We start from the raw sequence: 21588 nt of genomic DNA, 5'->3' as shown, positions 1-21588 counted from the left end.
GACTGCAAAGATAAGACTCTTTTTTTCGATTATCCAAATTTATTTTTTAAAAATATTTTTGAAGTAACCTTAAGTCTTTTTCTTGTGCTTTTCTATGAACGTCTGCTTGTTTAATGCGGATGCAAAAGTAGACACTTTTTACCCACTTCCAAACTTTATTCACCCTTTTTTTTAAAGTATTTTCGATTTAAATCGCAACTACCTATTATCATACACGTTACAGCCAAAAGTTTTTTTTAAAAGCTGTGGCGGTTTTTTGCCTTTTTGCTTTTTCGCTTAGAAATCCAAGAAATAAACCCTTTATCCTTTTGTAGAAAACAAATTAAATTTGGAATATATAGCCGTTACAACCCTACCTATATATATAAGGTGAGCATCAAACATCTTCACAAAAAACAAAAAAACAAAAAAGCATCCTCCCAAAAAACACTACTATATATAAGGAGAGAATCTAACAACTTTACAAAAAACAAAAAAGCGAAAAAACATCCCACAAAAAAAACACTCCTATATATAAGGAGAGAATTAAACATCTTCACAAAAAAGCATCTCACAAAAAAAGGAGAGCGTGGCTCTCCTTTTTATACAAAAACAAAATAATAATTCTAAAACTCTAAAATCTTAAAATGATGTTGTGATTCCTACTGTTAATCCTGCAGCTTCTGTTACATAACGGCAAACACCACCTACACACAATAACCCTCCACGTTGTCTTCCGTAACTCGTTGAAACACGAGTTGTTCCTTTTGTATAGCTAATACCTGCATTATAGTAATGAATTTTCTTCTCTTTATCATCATTACCATAATTATACATATCATTAACAAACACAGCCCAATTCGCATTATAAGCAAACTCTAACGTACCAGCTAACCAGTTCTTTTTATCTTTATCTGCCCACATATGTTGTGCTTCTAAACGTATAGACTTATTTTCCAAAAATTGATACGTTGTTTCCGCACTTACAATCTGAGCTTTAACATCCTCAAATTTACCTTCTAACGCAACAGCATTATAATATTGATCTAAATACATAAAAATCGAAGACCATTCACTAGACCAGCGTTTTCTAACTTCAAATCCTAAGTCTCGATAATTTTTTTGCCCAAAAGACAGAAACTCTGAAGACAATTCTTTGTCTACAATATCATATTCTGTTTTCAATCCCGCCCAATAAGAACCATTAATTACAAGATTAGTACCATATTTACCACCTAATGTACTACCTTTGGGAAATTCATAATAAAAATCAAACTGTCCACCAATCTCTCCCGCTTTTTGACCTAATAAATCAACTGCCGTTTGTGCCTGATAAACATAAATATTCTGTAGCGAGTAATCGTATTGTTTTACTAAAGCAGGTAGATAATTTAACACTCCTTGGTGGTAATCATTTTTGGTAAACTGTCTTTCAGAATAAAAAGACATATTCTCCATTCTTCTGAGGTTAAGATCGAAAGATAGTCCTTTCTGAGCATAACCTAAATTAACTAGCCATGCATTACTATCCAATTTCATGTTTTTATTGATACTTATTGCAGTAGCATAATAATCTTTATCTCTAAGTACATATTCAGATCCTAAATAAAATCCCCCTTGACGGTAATCAAATCTAAAAGAATACCCAGAGGTAAAATTATCTAATCCTTTATTTAAATCATCCGATTCCAATGATCGCCCTAAATAACTAAGCCCCACACTTAAATCTAAATTCTCAGCATTAACAACTTGCCCAACATCTACATTCAAATCCCCTCCGAATACAATAGATTTAGATAAATCAAATCCCATAATTGTTCTTTGCTTTCCTCCTAATACTGTAATCTCTCCCCAAGAACCTATTGTATACTTGGCATTTAACCCAAACATAGCATTATTAATTCCTAGCTGCCTATCTTCCCACGCTCTAAAAAGCAAGCCACTTCCAAATTGATCATAGAAATGTCCAGCAGTAACGTCTAAACCTTTTTCTACGTTATTATACCTCGCATAAATAGTTCCAATATCAAAATTTTTAAACTCTGGATTATAATTCAAAATAGGATTTGGTGCATAGCTTTCTAACTGGGTTCCAAACGACCAATTTTTATAATCGTAATCTACTTTTAAATAAGAGTTCGCTCGGAAACGATCTTTTTCAGCTTCTACTGGGTCTAATTTTATTTTTTTATCATCTACATACCACTGTGAATTATTTTCTAAACCGACTCTAATCTGAGCATGTGCCTGTACCAAACTAAAAAAAACACCAACTGCTAATAATACTCTCTTCATATTTTAATTTTTTAGCGCTGCTTTTACCTGTTTATATAATTCTTTTTCAATTCCCGGGGTATAACTCGTGTGTTTGTATACAATTTTTCCTTTATATACAACAGCAGTAAAAGGCACATTTGTCACATTCATCGCACGTTTCAATTCGTGATTTTGATCTAGTAACACTTGATAATCCCATCCTTTTCCATTTACTAATGGCTTTACTCTCTTTACTGATTTAGCATCATCAATAGAAACAGCAACTAACTTCACTCCTGTTTCCTTTTGCCAAGTCGCATATTCATCATTAATAGCTCCTAATTCCTTTAAACAAGGTCCACACCAAGTAGCCCAAAAACTTAAAATCACAGGCTTCTCTTCCTTCGCTAAATCACTAATATTAAATGCTTTCCCATCCATATCCTTTAACACAACTGAAGGTAAAGTAGTTTGTTGCGCACTAATAGACAAAGAGGAAACTAGCAACAGTAATACTAAAAAAACTCTCATAAAAAAATACTTACTTTAAATTAAAAAGTAAATATATACAAAAAAACAAACTGTTAACTTTTTATTATGTTTTTTTTATTTGTAATATTGTGTATAATTTAACCATTAATTAACAACAAATCAACATGAGAAAAAAAATCTTACAATCCGCAATTTTAATACTCACTATGGCATTCATGGTAGGATGTTCAAGTGATGACAGTAGTTCTACTGGTGGAGGAAATCCTGATGGTGGAGAGAACCCAGGTGGAGAGAACCCAGGTGGAGAGAACCCAGGTGGAGAGAACCCAGGTGGAGAGAATCCAGGTGAAACAGGTACTACTTACTATATGCAAAAAGTAATTTTAGAAGATTACACTTCTATAGGTTGTGTTGCTTGCCCTATCGGTTCTTTCATTATTGAAGGAGTTAATGAAAGTGAATATAAAGATCATATTATCCCAGTTTCAGTACATGATCATTTTCAAAGCACACAAGATCCATTTAAAATTTCTGCTGTAGACACTTATGCTAGACATATGCGTGTACAATATTTACCAAGTTTATACTGGAACAGGGTAAGTACGCGTTGGGAATACCCTGAAGATTTACTTGCTGGTAGAAGAGAGGGGAATGATGTTATTTACTTTTTTGACCACAATGTATTTAAAGATTACATCAACCAAAGCAATCATTTAAAAAACAATTCTACAATAGGAATTAAGATTGCTTCAACATTAACTCAAAGTTCTGGAGAAGTATCATTAAATATTAAGGTAGGAAAAGATGATAACAAGAATTTAAAATACCTTGTTTATGTACTTGAAGATGGTTTAATTAATAAACAAGCAAATGGTACACCATTATATGGTAATACTTCAGGAAACCCAAGATGGGAAGCAAACTTTAAACATGATAATGTTTTAAGAGCAACAAACGATATTTTAGGAACGGCAATTACAGCTTCAGATTTTTCTGAAACTAATGAATTCTCTAAAACGGTATCGTTAAATTACACAGCTAAAAACGTTACTAATTTAAAAGTAGTTGTAGCTGTATTGGACGATAAAGGTATTGTGAAAAATGCACAAATAGCGAAAGCAAATACAACACAAGACTACCAAATAGTGAAATAAATCACTTAATTACATAAAAAAACCTATACTGAAGTATAGGTTTTTTTATGTCTTATTGTATAAACAAAAAAGCCTGACAATTACTTGTCAAGCTTTTTTTGCTCCCCCTCTTGGGCTCGAACCAAGGACCCTCTGATTAACAGTCAGATGCTCTAACCAACTGAGCTAAGGAGGAAGGTATCTTACCTTAAATGCAGTGCAAATATAACATCATTTTTCATTTCTGCAAACACATTCGCTTTATTTTTTTTCTACTTGAATATGGCTTTGTAAATATCATTCCCATTTGCAAACAACAACAACCCTATAAGTATAAAGAAGCCAACCATTTGTGCATTTTCCATGAACTTATCACTTGGTTTTCTTCCCGTAATCATTTCATATAACAAAAACATCACATGACCACCATCTAAAGCTGGAATTGGCAATAAGTTCATTACCCCTAACATAATAGACAATAATGCTGTAATATTCCAGAAATATTCCCAACTCCAAACAGAAGGAAAGATATCATAGATTGCTTTGAATCCACCAACTCCTTTATAGGCACCTGTTTCTGGTTTAATAATTTTCTTCAATTGCTGGAAGTATCCACCAATTTTTTCAATTCCTTTCGTTATACCTACACCAAATGATTCACCCAATGAATAGTTCACTTGACTAATGTTGTATAACCCCATCTGTTTAATCGTTTCGATTGATAAACCAGGTGCTGGTGCAATGCCCGCTACTCCCTCTGCATTAATATGAAGTTGAACTGTAACCTCTTTCCCCTCACGGTCTACTACCACGGGTACTGTTTGCTCTTTCAATTCAGCAATTATCGGTCGTACTTGATCAATAAAAGGAGTCTCAACACCATTAATACTCTTGATAATATCTTTCGCTTGAAATACTTCTGCGGCATTCGAATCTTTCACATCTTCAGCGAAACCAACAATAATAAAAGGAATACGCAGGGAAATCCAACCTTCTTTTTTGGCACCATCACTCAACTGACCAAGTAAATTTACCGGAAGATCAATATTGGTTCGCACGCCTTCACGTTCAATTTCTACCTGATGTCCCATCATTACTTCATAGCCTACATCATTAAAACGCTCAATTTCCTTTCCATCAACCGCAATAATTTTATCGCCATTTTTCAATCCTGCTTCTTGTAAAATAGGAGATTGTACCCAAACTCCGTGATTCATATCCTTATTTGAGATATATAAATCACCATACGCATAGGTCATTCCGATATAAATAACAAAAGCGAGAATGAAATTCACGGTCACTCCTCCTAACATAATGATTAAACGTTGCCAAGCAGGTTTTGAACGAAACTCCCAAGGTTGCGGCTCACTTTTCAATTGCTCCGTATCCATGCTCTCATCTACCATTCCCGAAATTTTCACATATCCGCCTAAAGGCAACCATCCAATACCATAAACGGTATCACCAATTTTTTTCTTAAACAAAGAAAACTTCACATCAAAAAATAAGTAGAATTTTTCTACGCGAGTTTTAAATAATTTAGCCGGAATAAAATGTCCTAACTCGTGTAAAATAATCAAGAAGGATAAGCTCAATAAAAATTGAGAAAGTTTAATCAATATTTCCATTTTACTAATTTCGTTTCAAATCTGAATAATAAGCAAAAATAAAATTTTAGTTTAACTAACCGCCATTTTTTTAGTAAACTATTCTTTTTAAATCATCGCTTTTCTTTTAAACCTTCCTCTAGCAATCTCATTTGTATCTTATTCGTATCTTTAACCTAGGTGTAGCCGACGATTATTCATGTTATTTTAAAAGGAGTATTACGGCATAAAATCGCTAAACGCTGTTTTTCTATTCCTTTTAGATCTTTTCGCTCTAAGAATTAGGATGAAAAGCAACAAAAAGGCAAATAATAAAAAAGTATTTTCTAACTTTGTTATCTTAAACCATTATTTATAATATGTTACAGATAGCTTTTATTAGAGAAAATCAAGAACAAGTGATTAAAGGCTTGGCGAAAAGAAATCTTGATGTTACGGAAGTGCTAAACGAAGTGCTTGCTTTGGATGAAAAAAGAAGAGCAACACAAGTTGAATTAGACAATGTCTTAGCAGAATCCAACAAGCTATCCAAAAGTATTGGCGAGTTAATGAAGAGTGGAGAAAAAGCGAAAGCAGAACTCATCAAAGAAAAGACATCTCATTTACGTGAACAAAGCAAGGAATTAACGGAACAGTTAAACCAAGTTTCTGCAGCGCTTACGGATTTATTGTATACACTTCCAAATGTACCGAATGATATTGTTCCTGCTGGAAAAGACGCAGATGACAACATCACCGTTCATCAACATGGAGATATACCAACCTTACATGAAGGAGCATTACCTCATTGGGAATTAGCAAAAAAATACGATTTAATTGATTTTGAATTAGGAAATAAAATTACAGGAGCAGGATTTCCTGTATATAAAGGTAAAGGAGCTCGTTTACAACGTGCTTTAATTTCTTACTTTTTAGATAAAAATACAGCAGCAGGTTATAAGGAATACCAAGTACCTCATGTAATCAATGAGGCTTCTGGATTTGGAACAGGACAACTACCAGATAAAGAAGGGCAAATGTACCACATTGGTGTAGATGATTTATACTTAATTCCAACTGCGGAGGTGCCTATTACCAATATGTTTAGAGATGTGCTTTTACAAGAGAGTGATTTTCCAATCCTTTGTACAGGTTATACTCCTTGCTTCCGTAGAGAAGCAGGTTCATATGGTGCACACGTAAGAGGATTAAACCGCTTGCATCAATTTGACAAAGTAGAAATCGTGCGTATCGAACACCCTGACAATTCATATCAGGCCCTTGATGGGATGGTAGAACACGTACAAGAATTATTACACGAATTAAAGTTACCCTATAGAATCTTACGATTATGTGGGGGAGACATGGGATTCACTTCTGCATTAACCTATGACTTTGAAGTATTCTCAACGGCACAAGATCGATGGTTAGAGATTAGTTCAGTATCTAACTTTGAAACGTTTCAAGCGAATCGTTTGAAATTGCGCTTTAAAGACAAAAGCGGAAAAAGCCAATTGGCTCACACATTAAATGGTAGTTCATTAGCATTACCACGTGTATTAGCTGGTATTTTAGAGAATTATCAAACTCCTGAGGGCATTGTGATACCTGAGGTCTTAAGACCATACACAGGATTTGATATTATTGATTAATTTTACGCTACGCGTATAAGTATATGAAAAGCACCAAATCCTAAAAAGACATTTGGTGCTTTTTTTATCTTTGCATAACCCAAATTCAAATCAGATGATTATTTACAACATAACAATAAACATTCATGAAAGTGTACACGATGAGTGGATGGCATGGATCAAAGAATTTTATATTCCTGGTATCTTAAACACAAAGAAATTTAATAAAGCTCGAATGGTGAAGGTTTTAGTAGACGAAGACATGGGCGGAATCACCTATTCTATTCAATTCGAAACAGCTAGTGCTGATTTATTACAGCAATATTACAATGAAGAGCATGATTTATTTGAAATAGAATCACGTAAGAAGTTTGGCGATATGATGCTTACTTTTAAAACAGAATTAGAGCTAATAAGCGAACACTAAACCGAGAATTAATGGACAAAGTTAGAGCGAAAAAACACCTAGGACAGCACTTTTTAACGGATGAAAATGTTGCGAGGCGAATTGCCGATACGCTTACCTTAGTAGGGTACAACAAGGTGTTGGAAATCGGTCCTGGAATGGGAGTATTGACCAAATATATTTTAGAAAAACCCATCGAAACCTTTGTCGTAGAAATCGACACCGAGTCTGTGGATTACTTACATAAACATTATCCCAAACTACACGGTCACATTTTTGCACAGGATTTTCTAAAATTCAACATTGTACAAGCTTTTAATCAAGAGCCTTTTACTGTTATTGGAAACTTTCCATACAACATTTCAAGTCAAATTGTATTTCGCGTTTTAGAACTTCGCGATTTTGTTCCAGAATTTTCAGGAATGTTCCAAAAGGAAGTAGCAGAACGCATCTGTGAAAAGAAAGGAAGTAAAACCTATGGTATTCTCTCTGTATTGACACAGGCCTTTTATGATACGGAATATTTGTTCACTGTATCAGAACAAGTATTCAATCCTCCCCCCAAAGTAAAATCAGGAGTGATGCGTATGCGTAGAAAAGAAAACTACACCCTACCTTGTAATGAAAAACTATTCTTTACTGTGGTAAAGACAGCTTTTAATCAACGTCGAAAAACCTTGAGAAATAGCTTAAAAAGCTTTGGTTTACCCGATGAAATTAGAGAAGAAGCCATTTTCAACATGCGCCCAGAACAATTAGGTGTGGAAGAATTTATTGATCTTACAAAAAAAATAGAACTACATGGAATTCAAAATCAGTGATGAAACTATTCTACAAATCGAAGAACTTATTGCTACAGGTAAGGAAGCTGAATTATTAGAGTTTCTGAAGGATATCCACGCTGTGGATATAGCAGAAATTATGAATGAGCTTCACACAGAGGAAGCCATTTATATCTTCGATATATTAGATAGTGAAGTTACTGCAGAAATATTACTTAATTTAGATGATGATTTACGAGAAAAGATTTTAAAGAGTCTTTCTCCTAAAGAAATTGCCGAAGAGCTCGATGAACTTGATACCGACGATGCTGCCGATATCATCGCAGAATTATCTGAAAAAAGACAAGAAGAAGTTCTCTTAGAACTAGAAGATTTAGAACACGCCAAAGACATTGTCGAATTATTGCGTTATGACGAAGATACGGCAGGGGGATTAATGGCGAAAGAGTTTGTATCGGTCAATGAAAATTGGTCCATATTAACTTGTGTCAAAGAAATGCGCAAACAAGCCGAGCACGTTTCTCGTGTTCACTCCATCTACGTGGTAGATGATGAAGGTCGCTTAAAAGGCCGTCTATCACTCAAAGACTTATTGACGTCTTCCACAACCACACACATCAGTGATGTCTATATTCCTAAAGTGGATTATGTAAAAGTAGACACCGAAGATACAGAAGTAGCACGTATCATGCAGAAATACGATTTAGAAGCGATTCCTGTAGTGGATGAAATGGGACGATTAGTAGGGAGAATTACCATTGATGATATTGTGGACGTGATTAAAGAGGAAGCGGACAAAGATTATCAATTAGCAGCGGGTATTTCACAAGACGTTGATACCAATGACAGTATATTAACCTTAACCAAGGCAAGATTACCTTGGTTGATTCTCGCAATGATTGGTGGTTTTGTTGCAGTGAATGTATCGCGAAGCTTTGAAGATGCCATGGAGAAGTTTGGTGTACTTTTCTTTTTCACACCTTTAATTGCCGCTATGGCGGGAAATGTAGGCGTTCAATCTTCTGCTATTATTGTTCAAGGACTTGCAAATAACACCATTTCTGGATCCATTTGGAAACGCCTAGGTAAAGAAGTTTCTTTAAGTTTATTAAATGGCTTCTTATTGGCAATCCTCTTGATGATTGGAAGTCACGTTCTACTAGGGGTAGATTACATTATTGGTGTTACGGTATCCATTGCCTTAATCAGCGTAATTATCATTGCCAGTTTGATTGGTACTTTTGTACCTATTCTATTGAATAAATACGGTGTCGATCCTGCTTTGGCTACAGGTCCATTTATTACAACCAGCAATGATATTTTCGGTATTTTAATTTATTTTTCCATCGCCAAAGTCATTCTTGGCTTCTAACTTTCGCAGTATGGCAGCAAAAAAAGTATTACATATAGATAGTAACCACCCCTTGATGATCGAGCAATTCACTCAAATGGGGTATACCAATATAGAAGATTACACGTCGAGTAAAGAAACTATAGAAAATACAATACACGAATACGAAGGCATCATTATACGCAGTCGATTTAAAATTGATCAGACTTTCTTAGAAAAAGCGACACAACTTAAATTCATTGGTCGTGTTGGAGCTGGTTTAGAAAACATAGACTGTGCCTTTGCAGCATCAAAAGGAATTGCCTTAATCGCTGCACCCGAAGGCAATCAAACGGCTGTTGGAGAACATGCTTTGGGGATGTTATTGACGTTATTCAACAAATTAAATCTTGTGGACCAAGAAGTAAGAGCTGGTATTTGGATTCGAGAAGGCAATAGAGGACATGAAATTGAAGGAAAAACAGTTGGAATTATTGGATATGGTCATATGGGAAATGCTTTTGCTCAGCGCCTACAAGGCTTTAATTGCGAGGTTATTTTTCACGATATCCTAGACAACTTATCCAATCAATATGCAACCCAAGTTTCTTTAGCCACGTTACAACAAAGAGCAGACATCATTAGCTTGCATATTCCTCAAACACCCGAAACAATCAACCTTATTGATCAGGTTTTTATAGAGCAAATGGCTAAGCCATTTTGGCTAATTAATACTGCACGAGGCAAAGCGGTCAACACGGCAGATTTAGTTGCTGCTCTAGAGCGTGGAAAGGTAAGAGGTGCTGCCTTAGATGTGTTGGAGTATGAGAAATCTTCCTTTGAACATATGTTTGCTGACGAAACGCTACCTCAACCTATGCAATACTTGATTCAATCAGAAAAAGTCTTACTATCCCCTCATATTGCAGGCTGGACCTTTGAAAGCAAAGCAAAATTAGCACAAGTTATCATGGATAAAATCCGATTAAATTTTAGCTAACATACAATGTATAACATAAAAAAAGGTACCCTATGAGGTACCTTTTTTTATGTTTTTTAGCAAACTAAAAATTCATTTCTAAGTATAAGTCTTTTCCTTTTGCTTCTTTCTCTTTCACTACAAAACCATCTTTATCTGTTACTGTAATAGTCAACCTAGAAGATGAACTGTCTCCCACACCCTTCGCTTCAATACTTACACGTTCAGCAACTGTTAGCGTGTACGATCTATCCCATTGTGTTATTTTTGGTTCTTGTCCTTGTTCCCCTTCTTCATCCTCATCTACAACAGGAGCAGGTTCAATAAATTTTTCTTCCGTGATCTGAACGCCATCATAATAATAGGCCGTAATCTGTTCCATTTCAATATCATCGGTAATTTCTATTAACACATTGTATTGTTTCTTATCTAATTTAAGTACAGGATTACCATCATCTGAACTACATGCAGCTAGTCCTAACGCAATAATTGCACAGACTACAATAAACTTAACTTTTCTGAACATCATTTTTACTTTTATTTAACAATTCAAAAATAGGATTTTTTTTGTCTTATTCAAAAATTTAACTACTCATTTTAAGTGCCAGAACGTTAAAGTATAGGGCAGATAAAATGCTACGAGTTCCTTTGATAACGATACTATTCCTCTTTTATTTCAACGAAAGTTGAAAATAAATACGCTGAACTTAACTTCTATTTAAAAGATAATTTCTCCGTAAAGTGATTTTCCTTTCACTTCAAACTCAGCCTCTTTAATGATATTCTGGCTCTTTCTCACGCGAATATGAAGTTTTGATTCTTCATTTTCACTTGACGCCAATACCTTAACCGTAATTTTTTGTTTTACCGTTTTTTTAAATTCTTTAGTCCATTCTCTTTTCCCTTCAAACTTGTCTTTAATGAATGTAGTAACTTCTTTTCCATCAATTGTAGCCACTTCAATACGTTGAAATTCTACATCCCTTGTTCCAGCAACCTCTACCACATACTCCTCATTCGAAACTCGATATCCCGATCCAGATTTTTTAGTGGAGGTAGAACTATCATCAGAACTACAAGCTGAAGCACTTATAGCAATCATCGCGCAAACTAAAAAAAACTTAACTTTTCTGAACATTGTTTTTTACTTTTATTTAACAACTCAAAAGTATACGTTTTTTTGAATTATACAAAAAATACTGAATTTTTTATTTACAAAAACAATTATAATCAACAAAAACAACAGGATAAGCAATTAAATTATCAAATAAAAACACATTCCAAAGCAATATGTCTTTTTATTTTCATCAAATTACGAAGTATTTAGGACGGATTTTCACATTCAAAAAACGAAACTTTAGAGATAAAAAAAGGATGTCGTTTAGAGACATCCTTTTTTAACTTAATTATATTTATTTGCTTCTTCTTGTATTTTTCGTTCAAGTTCTGCTTCAAATTCTTCCATCACTGGCTTTACTGTACTTTCAGGTAAATCAGCAATTTTGATATACATTAATCCGTCTATCGCATTATTGAATAAAGGATCCACATTGAACGCGATTACTTTTGCATTTTGCTTGATGTACTTCTTAATCAATACAGGTACTCTCAACTTAGCAGGCTCAACATCTTCGATAATCTTATCAAACTTATTTAAATCTGATTCCGTCTCATTAAAAATCAAATCCTTATCTGCATCCTTTAGATTCACCTTATATTCCATCTTAGGTGTAACATATTGCGCGATAAAAGGATCAAAATAATGCGAGCGCATGAATTCAATCATCAAGGACTTAGAAAAATCCGAGAATTGGTTGCTGATACTCACTCCTCCTATTAAATATTGATGTTCTGGAAAACGCAAAGTGGTATGCACAATCCCCTTCCAAAGTAAAAACAAAGGCATTGGTTTTTGCTGATATTCTTTAACAATAAAAGCACGTCCCATTTCAATTGATTGCGCCATCATCGGATAAAGTTCAGATTCGAAACGAAACAGTTCGTTCAAATAAAACCCATTAATTCCATATTTTTTATAAATCTCTGATCCCAGTCCCATGCGATACGCTCCACAGATTTGTTCTGCTTCGCTATCCCATAAGAACATGTGATGATAATATTTATCATATTGATCTAAATCTAGCTCATTATTTGTCCCTTCTCCTACTTCGCGAAACGTAACCTCTCGAAGTCGACCAAGCTCTAATAATATTGTCGGAATCAAATCTGATTTACACAAGAATACTTCATAATTTTTGCTTTGCAACAATCGGAAGTCTTTTTCACGTAAAACTTCTATTTCTTGTTTGATTCTATCTAGGGGTTGTGGAGGGACAATGTCCTTTACCATCTTTGGAAATTTAAAATTAAAAGACGGAACTTTAATCCACTTCTGGGAGTCTTCGTCTTTATAAGCATTAGATAATAAATACGTCTTAAAGCGCAAAAAATTACCATAATCACTTAAATCATAATGTTCATTCTGTTCTTCGACAGATATTGGACGACCAATGCGTATTTTAATTACACGATCTTTTTGTGTCAATAGCTCCGAAGGCAACTTTGCTGTACGCAAAGTTGGATTAATCTGCGATAAAAAGTAAAATAATTTACTGTTTTGCGCATGAAAATAAATAGGAACTACAGGTACATTCGCTTTTTTAATCAGCTTAATAGCTCCCTCTTCCCATGGTTTATCAACCACCAATCGACCATCCTTATACGTAGATACCTCACCTGCTGGGAATATCCCCAACGGTTTACCATCACTTAAATGTCGTAATGTATCTTTTAATCCCAATACACTTGACTTCACATCCTTGTTGTTTTCAAATGGATTAACTGGCATGATATAAGGCTTCAAAGGCTCAATACGATGCAATAAAAAGTTGGCAATAATTTTAAAATTAGGATCGTGCTCCAACATTAATTTTAGAAGCAAAATCCCATCAATTCCACCCAATGGATGATTGGAGATGGTAATATACGGGCCTTTTTTAGGTAATCGTTTTAATTCCTCTGGATCGATTTGAAATTCAATCTGAAACTCTTCTAGAATAGCGTTTAAAAACTCTAATTCTTCTAAATGTTTATTTCTATCGTAAATCTTATTTAATGTGGTAACCTTAAGCGCCTTCATAAGCAACCACCCCGTAAAAGTACCCAAGATACCATACTTGTCCACATTTATCGCCTTCGCTACTTCCTTAGCTGTTACTAACCCCATCAATTTGAAAATTTAAGTAAGACAAATATACTAAAATCTTTAGGTAATCTATTTTATTTTATCATCCTCTACTGCATATCCCTAGCATTGTCAAAGATATTGACCTAAATAACTGATTAAAAAAAAGATATATGATGTAAAAATTATTTATTCTTCTTTATTCTCTTCTCAGATAAATATTTCTTTTTTTATCTTTTTTAACTATACCTACAGTCAAACCCTATCAATCGAACCAACAATAAGACTTGTTTTACATTGAACAATACTAGAATGCTAATTAAAAATTAAAAACGCATCACTCCTTCTTCTTTTAACTCATCGGAATGTTTATTTTTTCTATTTTTGATTTTCATACAAAAAACCAGGCATAATGAAAAAAATTATATCCTATAATGTAAATGGAATTCGTGCAGCAATCAAAAAAGGGCTTTTAGAATGGATGCAAGAAGAGCAGGCTGATATCATTTGCTTACAGGAAACCAAAGCTAAAGAAGATCAGATTCCAACAGATGAAATTACTTTAGCGGGCTATCCTTATCAATACTATTTTTCTGCTCAAAAAGCAGGCTATAGTGGTGTAGCTATTTTTTGCAAGGAAAAACCCAACCATATCACATATGGAACAGGCATTGACTATATGGATTTTGAAGGAAGAAATTTACGCGTAGATTTTGATACCTTTTCAGTCATGTCACTGTACTTGCCTTCTGCCTCTAATATTGATCGACTGGATTTCAAATACCAATACATGGATGATTTCTTTACCTATATTACGGAGCTTAAAAAAGAAATACCCAATTTAATTATCTGTGGAGATTACAACATTTGTCACAAAGCCATTGATATCCATGATCCCATTCGAAATGCAAAAGTTTCAGGGTTCTTACCAGAAGAAAGAGCTTGGGTAGATAAATTTGTTGACCATGGGTTTATTGACAGTTTCCGTGTATTCCATACCGAACCCCATCAATATAGCTGGTGGACGTACCGTGCAAATGCAAGAAACAACAATAAAGGATGGAGAATTGACTACAACATGGTTGCAGAACCGATGAAAGATCGAATTCTAAGCGCTTCTATATTGCAAGACGTCAAACATTCTGATCATTGCCCTATTGTTGTAGAAATAAAAGCTTAAACTCAACCTAAAAACGCATCCCGATGATAAAAAGACTGTCCATCAGTTTACTAACGCTTACGTTACTATCCTCTTGTGTAACAAGAAAACTCTACAATGAACTTGACCAAGATTACCAAATGACCTTGGATGATAACCAACGCTTAGCAGACGAGTTAGCTACGCTCAATAGTTCGATGAGTGATTTGGAGCAAGCTAAAAAGCAATTGGCTCAACAATTGAAAGACTTACAGCAAGAACGTCAAAATTTGAATGCTGAAATTTCAGCCGCTCAAAACAGATTACAAGACTTGCAGCATTCTTATACCAATCTAGAAAAACACAGTGAAGAATCACTACAAGCAGAAGCAGCTAGATTGGCAAAAGCAAAAGCAGAACTAGATTTAAAGTCTAAACGCGTACAGGAGCTTGAAGGTATTTTAGCAGCCAATGACAAACAGATGAAAGCGTTAAAAGATAACTTATCTCAAGCCTTAAATGCCTTTGAAGGTAGAGGATTAACCATTGAACAGAAAAACGGTAAAGTATATGTTTCCATGGAGAATAAACTACTCTTTAAATCGGGTAGCTGGTCGGTCAACGATGAAGGGCGCAATGCTGTAATCGAATTAGGTAAAGTACTCGCTGCGAATCCAGATATTTCTGTTTTGATTGAAGGACATACAGACAATGATAAAGTTTTGGGTAATTTAGGTGATGGTGTTCAAAATAACTGGGATTTATCAACCAAACGTGCACTAGCCATCGTTTCTATTTTAACGGAGAATGCGTCCATCGACAAAAAAAATCTTACCGCAGCTGGACGAAGTGAATACGCACCTCTTATGAGCAATAGTACAACTGAAGGAAAAGCTAAAAATAGACGTATTGAGGTCATTCTTACGCCTAACCTAGATAAGATTAATGATATGCTAAACCAATTATAATGGATATTCAAAAGCTCTATAATTAAATTTATAGAGCTTTTTTTAAAAACAACCACACTTTCTTTTACTTATTTGCCATTGCCTTAACATAAAAAGCGTTTTTTATTGTTTATCTTGCATAATCACATTCAAACACATTCAAATACAATGTATTTTCTATCCCTTGACCAAAAGGACATCAACGATATTATTAACTTGAGTGATTTAAATATCATTTACAAATGGTTTTTTGATTCCCTTCATTTTTTACAACTAAACGAACAAGAAACTCACATTGTCACCACAGGTGTTCTGCTGTTAGCTTTTTCACTCTGTATGGTTGTGCTCGATTACATCTTAAAAAATATCGTGATTGTCATCGCGAGGAAATATGCTGCAACAAGCAAAACTCAATTAGATGATATTATTATAAACAATAAGGTTCTGCACAATATTACGCATTTGATTCCTGTAACCTTAGCTCGTATCCTATTCCCTATCTTTTTCATCGGGTTTCCCAATGTCATTAGCTTTGTTCTATCACTAACAAATATCTTATTTGTTGTAGTGGTTACGTTGCTTTTGCGTTCGTTGATTCGATCTAGTAGAGATTATGCCCGAACAAAACCGCGTTTAGCCGATAAACCCATTGATAGCTATTCGCAAGTATCTAGTATTATTTTATACTTTTTCTCTGCCATCATTATCTTTTCTATTATCACAGGAAAAGATCCTGTTACCTTTCTAGTCTCCTTAGGAGCAGCATCTGCTATTTTGATGTTGGTATTTAAAGATACCATCATGGGGTTTGTGGCGAGTATTCAGGTTTCTACCAATGATATGGTTCGCGTGGGGGATTGGATTGAAATGGCCAAGTTTGGTGCGGATGGAACTGTATTGGAAATCAACCTAAGTACAGTAAAAGTTCAAAATTTCGATAAAACCATTACGACAATACCAACCTATTTACTCATTAGCGATTCGTTTAAGAACTACCGCGGGATGCAAAATTCAGGGGGACGACGAATCAAACGAAGTATTAATATCAAAATGTCGTCCATTCGATTTTTAGAACCTCATGAAATCAATGAATTGAAAAAGATTCAACTGCTTAAACCGTATATAGAAGAAAGACAAAAGGAAATTGATGACTATAATATCAGCACCAATGCAGACCAATCCATGCCTGTAAATGGACGTCGCATGACAAATATTGGTTTATTCAGAGCCTATGTATTGCGCTATGCGCAACAAAATCAAAATATTCACAAAGAATATCATTTAATGGTCCGTCACTTACAACCAACAGAACATGGGTTGCCTATTGAATTGTATATGTTTACGAATAGTACCGTTTGGGCTTTTTATGAAACCGTCATGGCCGATATCTTTGATCACGTCTTAGCAGCTATTGATTACTTCCATTTAGAAGTATTCGAATTACCTTCTTCTGATGATGTAAGACAATTCATCGCCAATAGCAATGAACTATCTAAAAACCCACACCAACACTAAAAATAAAAGTACCAATAGCTGTGAATTTATACTTCCCAGCTATTGGTCTAACTTATTGATAATTTTCTCTATTTTCTCTTCTGTTGCCGTCAATTTTTTCTTGCAAAAAGCAATCAACACAGAAGCGCGCTCTACTTTTTCAGCTAATTCATCTACTGTGACTTCGTCATTTTTCAATGCCGTGAGAATCTGATCTAGTTCTGCTGCGGCTTTTTCATATGTAAGTTTTTCCATTGTTCTATTTCTTCTATGCTTGCCAGCGTAATTTTATATTGTTTGTTATATAAGGTCAATTCTAATTCATCTCCTTGATGTAAGACTGTTCGTTCCGTAACTACTGCTCCTTGATGTCGAATTATGGCAAATCCTTTTTTCAGCATATGCTCCATATCATATAAAGACAGCAGTGCTGTAGTTTGCGTCAATTGAAGATTTACTCGAGTTAAAGTATGTCGCACCTGAGTAGTTATCATCTCTTGTAAGCGATAGAGTTGCTGGTGCTCCAAAGATACTTTCTGTTTCCCCCATACACCCAATCGAGCAACGTTATCATATAGGGTATTGCTTCTCTTCTTTACTAAAACATTCGTTTCAACGACTATGGCTTGTTCCGTCCATCTCAAATCGCTCTTAGCTACTTGGGTCAACTGCTTCACTAAATAGCCCAATGCTGTAGATTGCTGCGTTAATTTCGCCTGTTCTTCCACCACAAGAGAGGTACTTAAATTTGTCACTCTTTCTTCTACTTGATGAAGTGTTGTTCGATGGTGGGTCAACACTCTTCGTGCATTTTCTTTTATTTCCTGTCCCATCTGCTCTAAAAACACCTGAAACTTTAGGGCTTTTTCAATGATAAAGGCAGCCACGGCACTAGGCGTTTTAAAATACGTGTGTGCAACATAATCCGCCACCGTACTATCTGTTTCATGCCCAATTCCCGTGAAAACCGCTAGGGGCATTTGTGCTATTTGTTCTGCTACTTCGATAGCATTAAACACATCCAAATCAAATTTTGATCCTCCACCGCGAATCAAAACCACAACATCAAATGTGCCTTGCGCAACAACCTCTAACTGTTTAATGATATTCGCACTCGCTTCTTCCCCTTGTACTTGTGTATCAAAATACGTCAAGTTAAAAGTAAAATGATAGGGATTCTGTAACAAGTGTTGCACAAAATCCTCATACCCTGATGTTCCTATAGAACCTACAACAGCAATATGTTGCAGGACCAACGGTAGGGATTGATTCTTATTGAGCTGAAGCAATCCTTTTTGCTGCAGCTGCATCAAAGCCATTTGCTTTTTGCGTTCAATTTCTCCTAAACTAAAAGCATAATCCACGTGAATAACATGCAAAGAGAAACCATAAACGGGATGAAATATAGCTTCACCATAGCATAGGATTTCAGCACCTTCTTTGACGACCTTATCTAATTCTTCACCTCCATCAATCACGCAGCGCTCGACATTTCGTTGCCAAATCGTAGCTCGACATCGCGCCAAAACCTGATCATCTACCTGCTCTACTAATTCTAGATAGTAGTGCCCTCGACGATCTTTGTTCACTTTGAGGACCTCGACTTTAACCCAAAAGTATTTCCCCAGCATAAGTTCATCAAAAACTTGCTGAACACGATTTAAGATAGCGTGTAGGGTAAATATTTTTCTATTTTCTAACATAGGATACGAAATACGAAAGTACAAAATTAAACGGGTTGATCTTTCTTTTTTGAATGACATTCACCACACTCCTTGTATTTGCTATTTCAAAAATCGACAGCGGAAAACTAAACCTCAATTATTTAATTGTCCAAACAAACCTTTATATTTGTCGCTGTATTTTAATATTATTCTGTATGACATCCGTAAAAATTATAAATAAATCACAGCATGCTTTGCCTCATTATGAAACAACGCAATCTGCAGGAATGGACTTAAGAGCAAATCTTACTGAGCCTATTACATTAAACAGTTTAGAAAGAGCTATTGTACCAACTGGATTATTTATTGAATTGCCTGAAGGATATGAAGCTCAAATCAGACCAAGAAGTGGTTTAGCGGCAAAAAAAGGAATTACCTTATTGAATTCACCTGGTACCATTGACGCAGATTATAGAGGAGAGATTGGAGTTATTTTAGTTAATCTATCTAAAGAGCCTTTTGTTGTTGAAAATGGAGAGCGCATCGCTCAAATGGTAATTGCAAAATATGAACAAATCCAATGGGAAGATGCAGAAGCACTTTCAGAGACCACACGTGGTGCAGGAGGATTTGGAAGCACAGGAACAAAATAAAAACGAAAAATAAATAAGATACAAAATGAAAATCATTGTACCTATGGCTGGACGTGGATCGCGTTTACGCCCACATACCCTTACTACACCCAAACCTTTAATTCCAATTGCAGGAAAGCCAATTGTACATCGATTGGTTGAGGATATTGCCAAGGTTTTAAATGACAAAATTGAAGAAATCGCATTTATTATTCACGAAAGCTTCGGTAAACAAACAGAAAAAGACCTTATTGCTATTGCTGAAAAGTTAGGAGCAAAAGGAACTATTTGTTACCAAAATGAAGCTTTAGGAACGGCTCACGCGATTTTATGTGCCAAAGAAAGTATGTCTGGTCCTATCGTAGTAGCCTATGCTGATACGTTGTTCCGTGCAGATTTCAATTTAGACAAAACAGCAGATAGCGTAATCTGGGTGAAACAAGTAGAGGATCCAAGTGCCTTTGGTGTAGTTCAACTCAATGACAAAAATGAAATTGTTGATTTTGTAGAAAAACCAGCCACTTTTGTCTCAGACTTAGCTATTATTGGTATCTACTTTTTCAAAAGTGGAGAAACATTGCGCCAAGAATTAGAGTTCCTATTAGATAATAACATCATTAAAGGTGGAGAATACCAACTAACTGATGCATTAGAAAATATGAAACAAAAAGGGATGCGCTTTGTTCCTGGACAAGTTGATGAATGGATGGACTGTGGAAACAAAGATGTTACAGTTGACACCAACAATCGCATGTTAACATTCTTAGAAGCAGAAAACAGCAATTATGTTTCGTCTTCTATTCAATTAGAAAATAGCACCATTATCCCTCCTTGTTATATTGGGGATAACGTAGTATTAAAAAATGCAACGATTGGTCCAAATGTATCTTTAGGAGATCATTCCAAAGTAGAAAATGCAACAATTAAAAATAGTTTAATTCAAACATACGCTTTTATTGCAAATGCTAACTTGGACAATGCTATGATTGGAAATCACGCTAAATACAACGGAAATCACACCAACATCAGTATTGGTGATTATTCTGTTTTAGACTAAAATACTATTAAATCCGTTTTAAATTTCTTTAAAACGGATTTTTTTTATCTATATTCGAGGTACTAAACCATTTAGCTACAAAAACTATGAAAAAGATTGCGTTCCTATGCCTTACAAGCTTACTATTTATCAGTTGTAAAAAAGGAGGAGAAGGGTTTTTATTGCGAGAATCAAATGCTACAAAATCAAAAACGGCTTTGGTCATTTTAAACAATCACGCTAAAAATGCACAGGATTTTGAAACCGTTACGCTGAAAGGAACCGCCCATTATAAAACGGAAGAAGATAACTACAAAATTGGACTTGAGGTTTTAATTGAAAAAGACAAACAGATCCAGCTCAACATCCGCTATTCGGACATCCTCGTTAGTAAAGCACTTATTACGCCTGACGGCATCCAATACTATGAAAAATTCCACGAAAACGCCTTTCAAGGAGGATATGATGTATTGACAAAATTCATTGGGGCTGATGTAAACTTCAATCGTTTTCAAAACCTGCTGTTAGGACAAGTCTTAGACAGTCAAAATAGTGGAGAATATGTGGCTAGTATTGAAGATGGGTTACACAAAGTCAGCTCTCCTGAACAAGAAGAATTACAGTCTACTTACTTTTTCGAAGATGAGAATACACTTTTGAAAAAAGAAGCGATTACAGAACGCAACTCCAACCGAAAAGTAACTATCTCGTATCCAGGTTATCAAAAAGTAAAAAACTTTATTGTCCCAACAGAAATAAATATTCTAGCGGAAGAAGAAAAAACCATAAATTTGGATATTCGTTACAGAAAAGTTTCGTTTAACGAAGATTTACAAATTAATTATGCAGTTCCTAAGGGGTACAAACTCATTAATTTGTAAAAATTCCGTAATATTGTATGGCTTAAGAAGTACACCGC

General features: G+C 35.0%; 20 protein-coding genes and 1 tRNA gene. 12 read left to right on the top strand and 9 right to left on the bottom strand.

Annotation, left to right across the window (positions count from 1 at the left end):
* Positions 1 to 621 precede the first annotated feature (621 nt).
* The gene (locus AWV75_RS11270; protein ID WP_060874461.1) at positions 622 to 2274 is read right to left on the bottom strand and encodes a DUF6029 family protein; all 1653 of its coding nucleotides are present in this window, start codon (positions 2272 to 2274) and stop codon (positions 622 to 624) included.
* 3 nt (positions 2275 to 2277) lie between these two features.
* Complete coding sequence (locus AWV75_RS11265; protein WP_060874460.1) at positions 2278 to 2766, bottom strand: TlpA family protein disulfide reductase; 489 nt, start codon at positions 2764 to 2766, stop codon at positions 2278 to 2280.
* A gap of 125 nt (positions 2767 to 2891) precedes the next feature.
* On the opposite strand from AWV75_RS11265, the gene AWV75_RS11260 reads away from it, so the two are divergent.
* On the top strand, positions 2892 to 3881 hold the full coding sequence (locus tag AWV75_RS11260) for an Omp28-related outer membrane protein (RefSeq protein ID WP_060874459.1): 990 nt from the start codon (positions 2892 to 2894) through the stop codon (positions 3879 to 3881).
* Positions 3882 to 3982: 101 nt separating this feature from the next.
* On the opposite strand, the gene AWV75_RS11255 is transcribed toward AWV75_RS11260, so the two are convergent.
* Positions 3983 to 4056 (bottom strand) — tRNA-Asn (locus AWV75_RS11255).
* Between the two features lie 76 nt (positions 4057 to 4132).
* Positions 4133 to 5488, bottom strand: a complete 1356-nt coding sequence (gene rseP / locus AWV75_RS11250) for an RIP metalloprotease RseP (RefSeq protein WP_060874458.1) — start codon at positions 5486 to 5488, stop codon at positions 4133 to 4135.
* Positions 5489 to 5826: 338 nt separating this feature from the next.
* Here rseP and serS point away from each other — a divergent pair, with 338 nt between their 5' ends.
* The 5 genes from serS to AWV75_RS11225 all read left to right on the top strand — a co-directional run bounded on the left by serS (position 5827) and on the right by AWV75_RS11225 (position 10595).
* Positions 5827 to 7098: a serine--tRNA ligase gene (gene serS, locus AWV75_RS11245; protein WP_060874457.1), complete on the top strand. Its 1272-nt coding sequence runs from the start codon at positions 5827 to 5829 to the stop codon at positions 7096 to 7098.
* 94 nt (positions 7099 to 7192) lie between these two features.
* Complete coding sequence (locus AWV75_RS11240; protein ID WP_060874456.1) at positions 7193 to 7504, top strand: DUF4286 family protein; 312 nt, start codon at positions 7193 to 7195, stop codon at positions 7502 to 7504.
* 11 nt (positions 7505 to 7515) lie between these two features.
* Positions 7516 to 8304 carry a 16S rRNA (adenine(1518)-N(6)/adenine(1519)-N(6))-dimethyltransferase RsmA gene (gene rsmA, locus AWV75_RS11235; protein WP_060874455.1) on the top strand — a complete coding sequence of 263 codons (789 nt, stop codon included), beginning with the start codon at positions 7516 to 7518 and terminating at the stop codon, positions 8302 to 8304.
* Positions 8285 to 9637, top strand: a complete 1353-nt coding sequence (gene mgtE / locus AWV75_RS11230) for a magnesium transporter (protein ID WP_060874454.1) — start codon at positions 8285 to 8287, stop codon at positions 9635 to 9637. Before rsmA ends, mgtE begins: the two co-directional genes overlap by 20 nt.
* A gap of 10 nt (positions 9638 to 9647) precedes the next feature.
* The gene (locus tag AWV75_RS11225; RefSeq protein WP_060874466.1) at positions 9648 to 10595 is read left to right on the top strand and encodes a 2-hydroxyacid dehydrogenase; all 948 of its coding nucleotides are present in this window, start codon (positions 9648 to 9650) and stop codon (positions 10593 to 10595) included.
* 64 nt (positions 10596 to 10659) lie between these two features.
* Here AWV75_RS11225 and AWV75_RS11220 read toward each other — a convergent pair whose 3' ends face one another.
* From AWV75_RS11220 to AWV75_RS11210, 3 genes are all read right to left on the bottom strand, one after another.
* Entirely contained in the window at positions 10660 to 11103 is a 444-nt protein-coding gene (locus AWV75_RS11220; protein WP_060874453.1) for a hypothetical protein, read from the bottom strand.
* Positions 11104 to 11292: 189 nt separating this feature from the next.
* Positions 11293 to 11712, bottom strand: coding sequence for a hypothetical protein (locus AWV75_RS11215; protein WP_060874452.1), 420 nt, complete (start codon positions 11710 to 11712; stop codon positions 11293 to 11295).
* A 264-nt stretch (positions 11713 to 11976) separates the two neighbouring features.
* Positions 11977 to 13800 carry a GNAT family N-acyltransferase gene (locus tag AWV75_RS11210; RefSeq protein WP_060874451.1) on the bottom strand — a complete coding sequence of 608 codons (1824 nt, stop codon included), beginning with the start codon at positions 13798 to 13800 and terminating at the stop codon, positions 11977 to 11979.
* Between the two features lie 370 nt (positions 13801 to 14170).
* Here AWV75_RS11210 and AWV75_RS11205 point away from each other — a divergent pair, with 370 nt between their 5' ends.
* From AWV75_RS11205 to AWV75_RS11195, 3 genes are all read left to right on the top strand, one after another.
* The gene (locus AWV75_RS11205) at positions 14171 to 14938 is read left to right on the top strand and encodes an exodeoxyribonuclease III (RefSeq protein WP_060874450.1); all 768 of its coding nucleotides are present in this window, start codon (positions 14171 to 14173) and stop codon (positions 14936 to 14938) included.
* Between the two features lie 23 nt (positions 14939 to 14961).
* Positions 14962 to 15864 carry an OmpA/MotB family protein gene (locus tag AWV75_RS11200; protein WP_060874449.1) on the top strand — a complete coding sequence of 301 codons (903 nt, stop codon included), beginning with the start codon at positions 14962 to 14964 and terminating at the stop codon, positions 15862 to 15864.
* A gap of 147 nt (positions 15865 to 16011) precedes the next feature.
* The gene (locus tag AWV75_RS11195; protein WP_060874448.1) at positions 16012 to 17358 is read left to right on the top strand and encodes a mechanosensitive ion channel family protein; all 1347 of its coding nucleotides are present in this window, start codon (positions 16012 to 16014) and stop codon (positions 17356 to 17358) included.
* 39 nt (positions 17359 to 17397) lie between these two features.
* On the opposite strand, the gene xseB is transcribed toward AWV75_RS11195, so the two are convergent.
* Positions 17398 to 17592, bottom strand: coding sequence for an exodeoxyribonuclease VII small subunit (gene xseB / locus AWV75_RS11190; RefSeq protein WP_060874447.1), 195 nt, complete (start codon positions 17590 to 17592; stop codon positions 17398 to 17400).
* Entirely contained in the window at positions 17553 to 19040 is a 1488-nt protein-coding gene (gene xseA, locus AWV75_RS11185; protein ID WP_060874465.1) for an exodeoxyribonuclease VII large subunit, read from the bottom strand. The genes xseB and xseA overlap by 40 nt, the downstream gene beginning before the upstream one ends.
* A gap of 176 nt (positions 19041 to 19216) precedes the next feature.
* Here xseA and dut point away from each other — a divergent pair, with 176 nt between their 5' ends.
* From dut to AWV75_RS11170, 3 genes are all read left to right on the top strand, one after another.
* The gene (gene dut / locus AWV75_RS11180) at positions 19217 to 19654 is read left to right on the top strand and encodes a dUTP diphosphatase (protein ID WP_060874446.1); all 438 of its coding nucleotides are present in this window, start codon (positions 19217 to 19219) and stop codon (positions 19652 to 19654) included.
* A gap of 25 nt (positions 19655 to 19679) precedes the next feature.
* Entirely contained in the window at positions 19680 to 20690 is a 1011-nt protein-coding gene (locus AWV75_RS11175) for a sugar phosphate nucleotidyltransferase (RefSeq protein WP_060874445.1), read from the top strand.
* 86 nt (positions 20691 to 20776) lie between these two features.
* Complete coding sequence (locus AWV75_RS11170; RefSeq protein ID WP_060874444.1) at positions 20777 to 21550, top strand: DUF4292 domain-containing protein; 774 nt, start codon at positions 20777 to 20779, stop codon at positions 21548 to 21550.
* Positions 21551 to 21588: the final 38 nt, after the last annotated feature.

Source organism: Myroides odoratus, from assembly GCF_001549985.1.
Lineage (GTDB): Bacteria > Bacteroidota > Bacteroidia > Flavobacteriales > Flavobacteriaceae > Flavobacterium > Flavobacterium odoratum_A.
Note: the sequence above shows the minus strand (reverse complement) of the source record. Positions and strands in the feature narration are given on the sequence as shown.